Below are 13,693 nucleotides of genomic sequence, written 5' to 3' on the forward strand. Positions count from 1 at the left end.
GAATGTTTATCATTGCGGGAAAAAGTGCAAGTGGTAAAGATACACTGTCTCAAGAACTTATCTCTCGCGGATACAAGCGGGTTGTAACGTATACGACCCGTCCTCCGAGAGATGGGGAAGTAGAAGGAGAGACATACCACTTCATTACAAATGAACAGTTTCAGGAGATGTTAGAAAATCATGAATTTGCGGAGCATAATGTCTTCCACACCGAATTTGGAGATTGGTATTATGGGTCTGCAATCAAGGACTATATTGACGAGTCTAACAGGTTTATTGTTCTAACACCTTCCGGAATTCGAGCGGTAAAAGAAGAACTGGAGTTTATGCCACATGTCATCTATCTGTTTGCAAATCTTATGACAATTCAGCACCGCCTTAAATCAAGAGGTGATAACCCTGATGAAGCAAAGAGAAGAATTGAAGCTGACATCAATGATTTTAAAGGATTTGAGCAAGAAACTGATCGAATTCTTTATAACAACGATGACAATATTGCGGCCGTGGCTGATAAATTAGAACGGTTTTTAAAAGTAAAGGAGCATAAAATTTGAGAAAAATAAACATTTTTTTAGAGAATAAAGAAGAGGGTAATGAGTTTAGCAGAATTGCAAATACCTTTGTAGATGATATTGATATCAATTGCGGATCTATGAACTTAGACGGGAAATCGGCATTAGGCATGTTTTGCTTTGTCTATCCGTTAAAGGCAGAAGCTGTGCTGATCAGCGACAATCAAGATGATATCAGAAGATTCGATGCTGCTATGGAACAGTTTCGCATGGATCGAGGTGGCAACCTGTAAGTGATTTTTACAAGTTCAGAGCTAAGGAGAACCCTTACTCAGATGGATGACGATTTTCTTACCGTTGAACTAAACGGAAGAGAATATACTATTGACTCGGTGCGAAGGACGAGAACATATGGATGTGATAGTCCAGAAAGTCATATTTGCATCGTGTTAAAAGACGAATAATGGAGGTACGAGATTTTGGTAAAAGTTATTAAAAGAGACTGCACCGAAGTGGATTTCGATAAAAAGAAAATTTCTACAGCAATTTTAAAAGCTATGAGGAACGGATCTGGCGTTGTAAAGCCTAAAATTGCAGAAGATATTGCCAATGAAATTGAAGAAGAGTGCAAGAATCTCGAAGATGTGAGCATATCTGAAATCGAGGGTAAAGTATACGATAAATTAATCTCAAAAAAACAGAGACTTACTGCAAAGGCATACGAAGGATATCGTAGTGTTAGAGAATTTCAGAGAGAAAATTATAATACTACTGATAAGGAAATCGGAGAATTATTAACCGGAACAAGTGAATATTGGGCAACAGAAAATTCCAATAAGGATGAAAAACTCGTAACCACACAGCGAGACTATATGGCTGGAATTGTCAGTAAGGACATGAGTAGAAGGTTCCTTTTAACTCCAGAAATTGTTCAGGCTCATGATGACGGCATTCTTCATTTCCATGATATAGATTATTTCGGGCAGAAAACATTGCACAATTGTGATTTGATTAATCTGGAAGATATGCTTCAAAACGGTACGGTGATTAGCGGTACACTCATTGAAAAACCGCACAGCTTCTCCACAGCCTGCAATATTGCGACACAGATCATCGCTCAGGTTGCATCCAGTCAGTATGGTGGGCAGACTATAACATTATCACACCTTGCTCCATTTGTTGAAGTTAGTAGGAAGAGTATTTTACAGGAAGTTAGAGAAGAATTTAAACACATTGAAAATGATTTAAATTTGGGAAATACCAATGACGAAGAATTAATTAAATCAATTTCAGAAAAACGTCTTAAAGACGAAATTCGTAAAGGCGTACAGACAATTCAGTATCAGGTTGTGACCCTTTTAACGACGAACGGACAAGCGCCATTTTTGAGCGTATGCATGTATTTGAATGAAGTACATGATGAGAGGACAAAAAAAGATCTTGCCATGATCATTGAAGAAGTTCTTAAACAAAGAATTCAAGGTGTAAAAAATGAAGCTGGCGTATGGATTACTCCGGCATTTCCAAAGCTACTTTATGTATTAGAAGAGGACAACATTGCATCAGATTCTCCATATTATTACCTGACAGAGCTTGCTGCAAAATGTACCGCAAAGCGCATGGTTCCAGACTACATTTCAGAAAAGAAAATGCTTGAATACAAGGTTGATAAGAACGGAAATGGCAATTGCTTCCCGTGTATGGGGTGTGTTCAGGGCGACGAGATCATCACGTATACTTTAAATGAAAAACTATACGTCGAATCGTTTAAAAGAATGTGGCAGAGAATGTCTGATTGCTTTGAAGCTAAAAAACAGAATAATATCAATGACAATTTATATATTGATGTATCTAATGTAAAAATTTATGACTCTAAAGATGGGTTTGTGGAAGTAAAAAGAGTAATTAGAAATAAATCTAACAATTGGGTAAACGTAAAATTGGAACACGGCAGATCTCTCTTGTGTACTACGGATCACCCATTCCATACTTCAAATGGTAGAAAAAATGCAAAGGATTTAACTTCCGAAGATATTGTGGATATTAATCCGTATCAGTATTTTGAAGAAAATATTGTATTTAATGATGAAAAGGCGTGGCTTTTAGGATTCATCCTTTGTGATGGCTGCTACGACAATCATTTATGGTCATCTATTGCATTAGATTCTGAGAATGACATTCAAGATGCTTATGTAGACAGGATGAGACGATTATACTCTATCGATACAGAAGTGGTGGAAAGACATAGAGGTAAAAGGGGCAATTACAAAGACCTTTGTTCTATTGGCCCAAATGTGCCACAGATGATCGATTATTTATCTACGAAATTTGAGGGCTTAACCAAAGCAAGAAGACACATTCCAAATGAGGTCTTTGAATGGAACTATACTGCAAAACTCGGCTTTATGGCTGGAATGATTGATGCAGACGGATACATTAATCCAACAAGCCATGGTGGATCAGTCGTACAGATCGGATCTACAAATAAGGAATTAGCATTACAGCAAGCTGCACTTGCGAGAGCATTAGGTATGCCGTCAGTATGTTATTTAAACCACTACTCTAAAAAGAATCCAAATGCCATTAGATATAGAATTGAATTTGCGCCTACGGACGATCTGTTGTCTTTCATTGTATCTCAGAAGAAAAAAGACAACATGGTAGAAAATACTACAAATTACACTTATTTAAAAGCAAAAGTAAACAGTGTCGAGCCGATTGTCCTTAGTGACTACAGCTACGATGTTACTACTGCAAGTGATCATTTTGAAGTAAGTGGCATTTATAGTTATAACTGCAGGAGTTTCCTCACACCGTATGTAAACGAAAAAGGAGAACCACAGTATTACGGTCGCTTTAATCAAGGTGTTGTGACTATCAATCTTCCTGATATTGCACTTTCTTCTGGAAAAGATTTGGATACATTTTGGGAGATCTTTAACGAAAGAATGGAACTCTGTCATAAGGCACTTCAAATTCGACATAAAAGGTTAGAAGGAACCTCTTCAGATGTAGCTCCGATTCTTTGGAGATATGGAGCTTTAGCCAGATTAGAAAAGGGTGAAAAAATTGACAAATTGTTACATAATGGCTATTCAACTATTTCGTTAGGATATGCAGGTCTATATGAATGTGTAAAATATATGACAGGTCATTCTCATACGGATGGAGATATTGGTGAGAAATTCGGTCTTGAGATTATGCAAAAAATCAATGACAAATGTGAAAGTTGGAAACAGGCAGAAAATATCGATTACAGCCCATATGGATCCCCCATCGAATCAACTACTTATAAATTCGCAAAGTGTTTAAGAAAGCGTTTTGGGGTCGTAGAAGGGATTACTGATCGAGACTATATTACCAATTCATATCACATTCCTGTATTCGAAAAAATCGATCCATTCAAGAAGCTGGAAATCGAAAGTAAATTTCAAAAACTTAGTCCGGGTGGAGCTATTTCATATATTGAATGTGCCGACCTTACTAATAATAATGAAGCCGTTCTACAGGTAATGAGATTTATTTATGACAATATCATGTACGCGGAGTTAAATACGAAGAGCGATTACTGTCAGGTATGCGGCTACGACGGCGAAATTAAGCTCATCGATGAAGATGGAGAACTCATTTGGGAATGCCCTAATTGCGGGAACCGTGATCACAACAAAATGAATGTCGCGAGACGTACTTGCGGATATATTGGATCAAATTTCTGGAATAAAGGGCGAACCGAAGAAATTCATGAGAGGTATGTACATCTTGATGATCATGAAGTTGAGGAGGAATAATGTATGCGTTACGCACAGATTAGAGAGTTAGATATTTCCAACGGAAGTCAGATTGGTGTATCTTTATTTGCTCAGGGATGTGACATTATACCTCACTGTAAAGGATGCTTCAATCCTGACACATGGGATTTTAATAATGGGAAAGAATGGACGAAAGAGGTCGAGGATCATTTCCTCGATCTCATCAACCGCCCTTATATTAAGAGAATTAGTATTTTAGGTGGAGAGCCATTAGCTGACGATAACGTGAAAGATATTTATAACCTTGTTCTAAGAATAAAAAACAAGTTTTCAGAAAAAAATATTTGGATTTACTCTGGCCGAACATGGGAGCAAATTATGCATCCAGTTATTACAAACGATTTTGATCTTCAAAAACATGGGCGCATCGAACTGAGAAATAAGATTGTTTCTTTGTGTGATGTTCTTGTTGAGGGCCCATATATTGAAAAATTAAAAGATCAACATTTGAATTATCGAGGTTCATCCAATCAGCGAGTTATTGACGTGCAAGAGACTCTTAAACAGGGCAGAATCGTCCTATATTGCGATTGAAGGAGAATGATTATATGACAAGTTACGAATTCGAAATAGTTGCTAAAAATGCGGTCGTTAATGAGCTAAAAAAATATGGTGTTGAAACTGACATTTCAAAGTTAGATTTTGTCTGGTTTGCGCATGAATTGGGCTATAAAAAGTGTACTATTTGGGGACCACCAATGGGAATCAAATATGCAGAAGTTACTTATAACCGTGACAAAGATGAGATGTATGTAGACATCTATCAAAAGATTTCCAACAAGAAGATTTCGTCCTCTGAATTCAATTTTTCTGCCATAAAGGAGAATAACTAATTGGAACTATATTTACATAAACGAGCCACGCCTGAGAAGTTAGTTCAGGCTGGCTTCTTCAAACAGTTTGGAACAAAATATGAGCTGCGAAAGAACCTATGTCGCAATCTTATTTATGTCTCAATCACAGTTGATTTGAATGCGGATCTGCATGATTTAATTGAGTGGGAAGTGATCGACAAGAACACACAATCAACTTACAACACGTTCTACTTTAACCCGAATTGCTGTCGTGATTTGGTTCGTGAAAATGTGATTAAGAACTTCGAAATCTTGATCAATGACCTTATAAAAAGAGAAGTATTATACAGGAAGGAAGAAAGATAATGAGCTTAAAAATTCAGATTAAATACTTTGACAAAGAAATTGATAAAATTAAAAAAATTGAAAAGGGCGACTGGATCGATTTGAGAGCGGCTGAATCCGCAAATCTCAAGCCAGGAGATTTTCGACTTATCGCTCTGGGTGTTGGTATGAAGCTTCCAGAAGGCTATGAGGCTCATGTGATTCCACGTAGCTCCACCTTTAAGAACTATGGCATCATTCAAGCAAACTCTATGGGCCTAATCGACGAGACGTATTGTGGTTCTTCTGATCAGTGGTTCTTTCCGGCATACGCTACCAGAGAAACAATTATTAGAAAAAACGACCGTATTTGTCAGTTCAGAATCGTGGAAAAAATGCCGCAGGTTGAGATCGAGGAAGTAGAAAATCTCGACAACACAAGTCGTGGCGGCTTTGGTAGTACAGGTAAGAATTAATGCCAAACAGACCGATTACACAATACGACGAGAATATGAACGTTATTGCAAAATATAGCTCTCAAGAAGATGCAGTGGTTGCAACAGGAATAAGTGATCATAGAATGCGAAAAAGTAGAAAAAATAATAAACCGATTGAGGGCTATTATTTCTTATTTGATAAAGATCATCCATGTGACAAAATCAGAATAAAATGTGATAACTGTGGAAAAGAATTTCTATGTCAACGATTTAGAATAGAAAAACATCAGCACATCTTTTGTGGAAAGAAATGCGAGGGAGAATACAGGAGAAAACAAAGCGAAGAAAACTGTGTATGTGAATATTGCGGAAAAATTTTTCACAGAAAACAATCGCATATTGATAGAAACACCTATAATTATTGCTCGACTGAATGTAAGTCAAAAGCTGAGTCGATTTTAATGCGTGGAGAAGGAAATCATCAATATGGTTTAAAGGGTGATAAAAATTCATCATGGAAATCTGATGAACGAATTTCTTATTACGGATATAAGCTTATCCGTTGTTTAAATCATCCATTTAAGAATTCTGATGATATGGTCTTTGAACATCGTCTAATTGCCGAGAAATATTTATTAACAGAAGAAAATTCCACGATTATTAACGGGAAAAAATATTTGTCACAAGAATATTGTGTGCATCACATTGATTTCGATAAGTTGAACAATAATCCTGAAAATTTATACATTATAAAAAGAGGATTGCATACAAGGTTCCATATTCTTTTAAATGAAGAAATAAAAAAATTGACCGGTGGAAAGATCCAAAAGGTTGAAAAAGGGACATATTCAGAAATAGAATTAAGGAACAAATTTTTCAACTTTATAAATGCCAATCAATTAATCGCTTCTTAAGGAGAATACATGTACATAGAAAATATTGTAATCGGAACTCCAATCGTTCCTCCATGTAGTATCTTTGGCAAGAATTTAACCGATTGGGACACCAATGAAAAAGATAAGACTCATTATACGGAAGAGCGATTCTTGCCCAAAATCCTTGTGGACATTGGCGCAACAAAATCTATCAGCGAGATTCGCAGAAATAGGAAGGATCTCGTTGTTAATCTTGATGGGTTAAGTTACAAGGAGATCAAGCTTGGCAAAAGAAAATTATTTATTTTGGTTGGAAATTAGGAGAATAACCATATGAGAATCATGTATAAAGAGTATAGTCACCGAGAAGTTATAGAGGTAAAAAGGATATATAGAGAATACGACTACTCTTTAAGTAAATGTCTTTTAATTGTTGAATTTAACGGATACGCATTAAAGTTCAATGTGCCAGAACATAAAATAGAGGAATTACTCAAATCTGCTCTCGAAACAGGATTTACAAATTTGATTAATTACGAGTTAATGGCAAGATCATACTTGTACAAGGAGAATAATTATATATGAAGATGAAACTCATGAATATCAAAGATATCAACACCTTTTTTAAGGTCATCGATGAATGCCAGGGAGATGTATTTCTGGCTTCTGACGAAGGGGACATGATTAATCTTAAAAGCAAGCTCTCACAGTACCTTGCTATCGCAGATTTATTTACCAATGGGTACATTTTACAACTAACACTCGTAACGTCCACCACAGGCGATTCTGAGCGTCTTATGAAGTACATGTTACAGCAAGAGTAAAAAAATATCACCACAAAATGGTGATTTCAAAATAAATGGGATCAAAGAAAAAAAGAAAGAGGTGGGTATATGGGGTTTAAACCAGGAAATATCGTTAAGAAAATTGATACATATTGGTGTGATCCAAATGATCCAAGAGACGATATAGGGAAATTGTATGTAATAGAATATTCTTACGGAGAAAAATACGGCAATGGAACATGTTACGGCGGATACTCAATCATTGACATGGAAACAGGTGGAAGTTCTGCCTGGTGGAAAGAATCTTGTTTAGAGTTTGTGGAAAAAGGCAATGTTAATCTGATAACCCAATTAAAAGAAAAAAGAAAACAATTAGCCGAAAGTCAACAAAATATAAATTGGATTAAAGACAATTTTAAATACAGTCTTTCTGCAAATTCTATACTGGCATTATTTCACAAAGTAGAATATAATTCTACTTTTGAAAAAAATGGCGAATACTATGCTTTAATGGTGGATTGGATGGAGCTGTATCCTATATTTAAAGCTTTATTTGAGAAAAATAAATCGCAAATGATAAAGCTAATTGAGGAAACATTTGTTAAAAAATACAAAGAAACATATATTAACAATTTTTCAAAACTTTACGACGAAATTGTCACAGCATAAAGAGATAAAACGAAGGGCGGTTCACGCACGGCATAAGATACCACAACCTCTTTTACACATAAATATCTTTTAGCTTTACCGCCCTTCACTAATATAAACGATAGAGATCGTAAAATGTGACAAGAAATTCAAAATAATTTTTAGCCAATGAATTTTTAGTTAATGAAAGAGAGTATGACAAATAATAAAACAAAGAGAGAATATTATATCTGGAGGTGAGCACCATAAAAGCATATAAAATTAGATGCTTTCCAACCGAAGAACAGAAGCAGTTGATATTTAAAACTTTTGGATGCTGCAGATGGTATTGGAATCAAGCACTTTCCGACAATATTAAATACTATGAGGAAAATAAGAAAAGTAGGATAAATACACCAGCTTTTTATAAAAAAGAATATGAATGGTTAAAAGAAGTAGATGGACAAGCACTTTGTTTTACCCAGATGGATTTACAATCTGCTTTTTCTGGATTCTTCAAACAATCAAATAAAGGCTTTCCTAAATATAAAAGTAAAAAACATCCTAAAAATAGTTATAAAACTATGATCACTAATGGATTTCCTATTGATAATGAAATTATCAAATTGCCAAAATTGGGTAAAGTAAAAATAGTAAACCATCGACATAAAACCGGAATTGCAAAGTCTTGTACTATTTCTATGACACCTGCTAATGAGTTTTACATTTCTATACTTTGGAAAGAAGATGAAATGAACGAAAACTTACCAAAAGTAGAAAAAGAAATAGGAATTGATTTAGGGTTAACAGATTTAGCAATATGTTCTGATGGAACTAAATTTCCTATATTAAAGTCTTTACGAAATAACTTATTTAAGCTTAAAAGAGAACAAAGAAAATTGAGTAAAATGACAAAGGGAAGCAATAACTATAATAGACAAAAATTAAAAGTTGCTAAATTACATCAACACATTGCGAATCAACGAAAAGACTATTTACATAAAATTTCTTGCAAAATTACTAACGAGAATCAAGTTATATCTTTGGAAGATTTAAATGTAAAAGGTATGATGAAAAATCATCACTTGGCATTATCTATTGCAGATGTTGGTTGGTCTATGTTTATTAACATGTTGGAATATAAAGCAACGAACAAAGGAAGAACTGTTGTAAAAATTGATAGATGGTTTCCAAGTTCTCAAATATGTTCTTATTGTGGCTGTGTTAGTGGAAAAAAGCCATTATATATAAGAAAATGGACCTGTCCTGAATGTGGCAAAATACACGACAGAGATATTAACGCTGCAAAAAATATATTAGCAGAGGGAAAAAGAATTTTAGGGGCTGGCTCTGGTCCTGATAGGTAGTTTATGCTTTGGAATAAGCAATTACGCCCTTAAATGTAATTGCGAAGTCTAATCGAGCTACAAGCCCATTAAGCTTTGGCTTATGAGTAGTTGACATTTGAGTTTACATACACATGGATAAACCGGTAATCCACAACTAACAACTAACAGGAGGTATTTTTAATGAAAAAATTTCTATTAGCAACAGGGTTCGCCCTGTGCATCACTTGTTGTACGCCTGTGGCGACACGGGCAAATACAATTGAATCATCAACTGCAGTCACGGCAGCACAGTTTGCAGAAGCTCTAAATAGCGTGACAGATACGGTAACAAAGTATACTACAACTACTGTAAACATCCGTAAGGAACCGAACGCAAGCTCTGAAATCCTTGGACAGAGCATGAGAGGTGGATCTTTTGAGATTGTTACAGAGATCAATGGATGGGCAATGATTACCACACAAGATGGATACGCCTTTATGAAAGCAGACTGGTTCTCTGATGTTCCGGTCAGTACATATTCTGATGAGGATTTAAAAATCCTTGCAATGATTCTATGCGGAGAAGCCCAGAGTCTTCCTGACGAGGAGCAAAGACTTGTAGGCTCAGTATTCTTAAACAGAATCAAGAGTAACAAATTTCCTAACACATTTGCGGGTGTAGCCACGCAGAGAGGGCAGTATTCAAGCTGGTGGGACGGTAACGCTCACCGTCAGATCACAGATCGTAACTGGGCAAATGCACGGTGGTTGTTAGAGAATGGAAGTATTCTCCCGGACGGCGTATTATACCAGAGTGGCGGTCGTCAAGGTAATGTATACCTAAAAACAAAGTATCACTATTATTGCTATTAGTCTCAAACACTGAGGCGTAAAAAATAGGGAGCAGTCAAAATAAAATGACTACTCCCTTAAATTGGATTTTTATGATATAATATAATGGTTATATTTTTAAAAAAGACACTAATTCGATTTCCGAACCTATGTTCGAAAAAATAGCTAAAATTTGTTTACACTTTTGTTTACACTGGGTGGATGACGTGCTCAAACCTCCTTGTTTATTGGGTATTTCAAACGTGGTGTCGAGAGTTCAAATCTCCCTTCCGCTACGATTGGAAATCCCGAGAATCTGAGAAGAATCCCGGGATTTTTTTCGATCATAATAATTTTTCTGAAATATTCTGCTGCACCAAAACGGGAAAGAACATCCGCAATGATCTTGCAGACATAAGGGAGGCTCTGTCGGTGCCTGGATTCTCACTTAAAAGATTCCCGGTAATACTGTTGCAAGATAATATCCGACCCAGAACGATGCTGAATTTGCGATGAATGAATAGAGAACGTAGTACCCGTTTTCCTTTTTTGGGGACACTTTCTTCAGAAGCCTGCAATACAGAGCTGCCTCCAGCGCAAAGACTATGAACTCAAAAAAGACATAGCTTGTGATAAAGGCCAACGGACCGGCATTGTAATGAATGATATTGAGAAGCAGATTTAAGAGAAGCTGCGTCGTGATATTTACAAGCGCAAGGATCTGCAGCTGTTTTTTCTGCCGGAAGCCGAATAACAGCCCGACGACCATTTCAATTGCGATCGTAAGAAGGATACGGACCGCGAGCGATAAAAGCTCCTTTCGATAATTATAGGAACGATACGCGTTGATCCGCTCGTTTGTGCTCAGGCCCTCATTGTATTCCACGGATCCGATCCGGACGCCCTCCATGTCAACGGTGTAATAAGTATCAAATGCATAACGCCCATAGCTTCCGCTTGATACAAAGGTCCCGGTTTCCGGATAATACAGGAGGATCTTAAAATCCTCGGGTGGATAATAGGTCCACGCAATCTCGCCTGTTTCGCTTACCGTCCAGCCCCTCTGAAGGAAATAATATCCGTCAGGATCCTTGTAATCTACAAAAGCTTTCCAGATGTTCCGGTCAAGATCATAGAGCTGCTCATTTCTGGCGGTGCCGTCCCAGACACGTGCAGGTCCTGTACGTTTCTCCTTTGAAAGCAGTGTGCCATAGCACAGATCATCGCCCATATTTTTGAACTGGATGCGCACCGAGGGCTTTGGACCCGTATCAGCTTTTGCGGTGATCGGAAGTGCTGTGACTGTAAAGATCAGATAGAACAGCAACATGAAAAGCCTGACATGCATTCTTTTTTTCATAGCAGGGACCTCCTTTCAGAGCTTGGGTTCATAAAATTATATATCTTTGCTTCTTATATCTGTTTTTATTATAATCGATACAGATATTGGCTGACAAGAAAGAGATATTTACTATTTCCTTACGTTTCAACGCGGATGTGTCCGTGCTACTGTATGCGGGCAGGAATTTTCTGAACTGAAAATTCCGGACAATAGAGTGGTGTGTGCATTTCGCTGATTTGGAATGCGAAGCCTCGGCAAAATCAGTTACTGTCTGTGCAAGGAACGAACAGTAACGTGCCCGCGGTGCACTTGCATGAAGTTTAGAAAAAATTTAGCCTTTTTTTAGCGGTTATGTGATATACTATAATCTATATCGTATGTCATATGGTACTGACCCGGTCAGGATGTGTATGGCTGCACGGAAAATTCTGAACATATAAGATTCGGAGGACGTTATGTATCAGTTTATCGTAAATCCCAGTGCCGGTGCCGGAAGAGGATACCGGATCTGGAAACGACTGGAACATCAGCTGGAGATGGACAGCCGGGAGTACCGGGTCTTTTTTACGGAACACCAGGGGGACGCGGCTGAGATCGCAAAAGTACTGACTGCCGAGCGGGATGACGCGAAAGTGATCGTGATCGTCGGCGGGGAAGGAACTTATAATGAAGTGCTGAATGGCGTATCCTTCCGGGGACTCCTGACATTCGGATATGTACCGGCGGGTTTTCGGAATGCGCTGTCGAAGGGATTTGAATCCTTCTGGAAGGTCAACTGTCAGGCAAAACGGATCCTTCATCCGAAATATTACCGGATGCTGGACTATGGGGTCGCAACATTCGGAGATGAGGAGATCGTGAGCAGGCGGTTTGCGGGCCGGTGCGGGATCGGACTGGACGCGGCGATCTGCCATAATCTTCTGTGCTGCCCGGTGAGAAACCAGATGACGAGACTTCATCTGACGAAAATACTCAGATTCGGCCTTGGCCTCAAGCAGCTTTTTCTCGCAAAACCGACAAAAGGATATATTTTGCTTGACGGGACGCAGAAAGTGGAGTTTAATCATATATATTTCATTACGTTTATGGTCCGCAGGGAAGACAAGAAGAAACGGAAGAACAGCGAACTGATGAATGATGATGGCAAGATGACGGTTTATATCGGAAACAGCGCGAGAAAGACAAAAATGATCCCGATCCTCCGGGACCTTGTGATGGGGGTCCGGAAAAAAGAACGTGGGATCCGGGTCTTTGAGTGCAACGAGGCGGAAGTCCATCTGGCAAGACCGCTCGCGGTCCATATGGACGGTGAGAGCTGTATGTGCCAGCAGAATCTCGTGGTGCGCTGTATCCCGAAGCGGATGCGGATGATCGGTTCTTGAGGTGGTATCGGGGCCGGTCTTGGACTGCCCATAAACGGAAGAAGATGAACAGCTATGGAAAGGAGATTCTCATGAGAATCGGACAGGGATATGATGTACATCGTCTGGTAGAAGGGAGAAAACTGATCCTCGGCGGTGTGGAGATCCCGTATGAAAAGGGACTTTTAGGACATTCGGATGCGGATGTCCTTCTTCACGCGGTGATGGACGCGCTTTTAGGGGCTGCGGCTCTCGGAGATATCGGTCAGCACTTCCCGGATTCAGATGAAAGATATAAAGGGATCTCGAGCGTTGAACTTTTAAAAGAAGTCGGAAAGATCCTGCAGGAAAACGGATATCTGATCGAGAATATCGATTCCACGGTGATCGCGCAGAGACCAAAACTTCTGCCGTACCGTCCGCAGATGGCGAAAAATATCGCGGATGCGCTGGGGATCGAGCCTGATCAGGTGAGCGTGAAGGCGACGACGGAGGAAGGTCTTGGATTTACCGGGGCCGGGGAAGGAATCTCCGCCCAGGCGATCGCGCTTTTGAGTTCGGTTGCGGATTACGCGCCGGAGGACCGCGTCGGAGTGATCTCCGGGGGCTGTGGAGGCTGCCCGGGCTGTAAACAGCAGGGATGAAAAGAGACTCACAGACAGAAAGAT

Annotated in this window: 17 protein-coding genes; 16 read left to right on the forward strand and 1 reads right to left on the reverse strand. The window is 38.6% G+C overall.

The window, feature by feature from the left end:
* Positions 1-2: 2 nt before the first annotated feature.
* The 14 genes from GPK90_RS05600 (at position 3) to GPK90_RS05675 (ending at position 10,364) form a co-directional block, all read left to right on the forward strand.
* Complete coding sequence (locus GPK90_RS05600) at positions 3-554, forward strand: guanylate kinase (RefSeq protein ID WP_215702462.1); 552 nt, start codon at positions 3-5, stop codon at positions 552-554.
* A complete protein-coding gene (locus GPK90_RS05605; RefSeq protein ID WP_215702463.1) occupies positions 551-805 on the forward strand; it encodes a hypothetical protein in 255 nt (84 codons plus the stop codon). The genes GPK90_RS05600 and GPK90_RS05605 overlap by 4 nt, the downstream gene beginning before the upstream one ends.
* Before the next feature lie 186 nt (positions 806-991).
* Positions 992-4,300 (forward strand): anaerobic ribonucleoside-triphosphate reductase, encoded by a 3,309-nt coding sequence (nrdD, locus tag GPK90_RS18990; RefSeq protein ID WP_252197352.1) that lies wholly within the window; start codon positions 992-994, stop codon positions 4,298-4,300.
* A gap of 3 nt (positions 4,301-4,303) precedes the next feature.
* Entirely contained in the window at positions 4,304-4,855 is a 552-nt protein-coding gene (gene nrdG, locus GPK90_RS05625; protein WP_215702464.1) for an anaerobic ribonucleoside-triphosphate reductase activating protein, read from the forward strand.
* A 14-nt stretch (positions 4,856-4,869) separates the two neighbouring features.
* Entirely contained in the window at positions 4,870-5,154 is a 285-nt protein-coding gene (locus GPK90_RS05630) for a DUF6275 family protein (RefSeq protein ID WP_215702465.1), read from the forward strand.
* Positions 5,155-5,481: a hypothetical protein gene (locus tag GPK90_RS05635; RefSeq protein WP_215702466.1), complete on the forward strand. Its 327-nt coding sequence runs from the start codon at positions 5,155-5,157 to the stop codon at positions 5,479-5,481.
* Positions 5,481-5,915 (forward strand): dUTP diphosphatase, encoded by a 435-nt coding sequence (locus GPK90_RS05640; protein ID WP_215702467.1) that lies wholly within the window; start codon positions 5,481-5,483, stop codon positions 5,913-5,915. Before GPK90_RS05635 ends, GPK90_RS05640 begins: the two co-directional genes overlap by 1 nt.
* A gap of 35 nt (positions 5,916-5,950) precedes the next feature.
* Positions 5,951-6,790, forward strand: a complete 840-nt coding sequence (locus GPK90_RS05645; RefSeq protein WP_215702468.1) for an HNH endonuclease family protein — start codon at positions 5,951-5,953, stop codon at positions 6,788-6,790.
* Positions 6,791-6,799: 9 nt separating this feature from the next.
* Positions 6,800-7,072, forward strand: coding sequence for an inorganic diphosphatase (locus tag GPK90_RS05650; protein WP_215702469.1), 273 nt, complete (start codon positions 6,800-6,802; stop codon positions 7,070-7,072).
* Between the two features lie 12 nt (positions 7,073-7,084).
* Positions 7,085-7,336 (forward strand): hypothetical protein, encoded by a 252-nt coding sequence (locus GPK90_RS05655; protein WP_215702470.1) that lies wholly within the window; start codon positions 7,085-7,087, stop codon positions 7,334-7,336.
* Entirely contained in the window at positions 7,333-7,575 is a 243-nt protein-coding gene (locus GPK90_RS05660; protein ID WP_486463661.1) for a polya polymerase, read from the forward strand. The genes GPK90_RS05655 and GPK90_RS05660 overlap by 4 nt, the downstream gene beginning before the upstream one ends.
* Before the next feature lie 69 nt (positions 7,576-7,644).
* Positions 7,645-8,205, forward strand: a complete 561-nt coding sequence (locus tag GPK90_RS05665; RefSeq protein WP_215702471.1) for a hypothetical protein — start codon at positions 7,645-7,647, stop codon at positions 8,203-8,205.
* A 215-nt stretch (positions 8,206-8,420) separates the two neighbouring features.
* Positions 8,421-9,530 carry an RNA-guided endonuclease TnpB family protein gene (locus GPK90_RS05670; RefSeq protein ID WP_215702472.1) on the forward strand — a complete coding sequence of 370 codons (1,110 nt, stop codon included), beginning with the start codon at positions 8,421-8,423 and terminating at the stop codon, positions 9,528-9,530.
* Between the two features lie 162 nt (positions 9,531-9,692).
* Positions 9,693-10,364: a cell wall hydrolase gene (locus tag GPK90_RS05675; protein WP_252197353.1), complete on the forward strand. Its 672-nt coding sequence runs from the start codon at positions 9,693-9,695 to the stop codon at positions 10,362-10,364.
* Between the two features lie 406 nt (positions 10,365-10,770).
* Here the strand turns inward: GPK90_RS05675 and GPK90_RS05680 are convergent, their stop codons facing one another.
* A complete protein-coding gene (locus GPK90_RS05680) occupies positions 10,771-11,682 on the reverse strand; it encodes a hypothetical protein (protein WP_215702473.1) in 912 nt (303 codons plus the stop codon).
* A 437-nt stretch (positions 11,683-12,119) separates the two neighbouring features.
* Here GPK90_RS05680 and GPK90_RS05685 point away from each other — a divergent pair, with 437 nt between their 5' ends.
* Positions 12,120-13,046, forward strand: a complete 927-nt coding sequence (locus GPK90_RS05685; protein ID WP_118299215.1) for a diacylglycerol/lipid kinase family protein — start codon at positions 12,120-12,122, stop codon at positions 13,044-13,046.
* A gap of 71 nt (positions 13,047-13,117) precedes the next feature.
* A complete protein-coding gene (gene ispF / locus GPK90_RS05690; protein WP_118532113.1) occupies positions 13,118-13,669 on the forward strand; it encodes a 2-C-methyl-D-erythritol 2,4-cyclodiphosphate synthase in 552 nt (183 codons plus the stop codon).
* Positions 13,670-13,693: the final 24 nt, after the last annotated feature.

The organism is Clostridium sp. MCC344, assembly GCF_018785365.1.
Lineage (GTDB): Bacteria > Bacillota > Clostridia > Lachnospirales > Lachnospiraceae > Pilosibacter.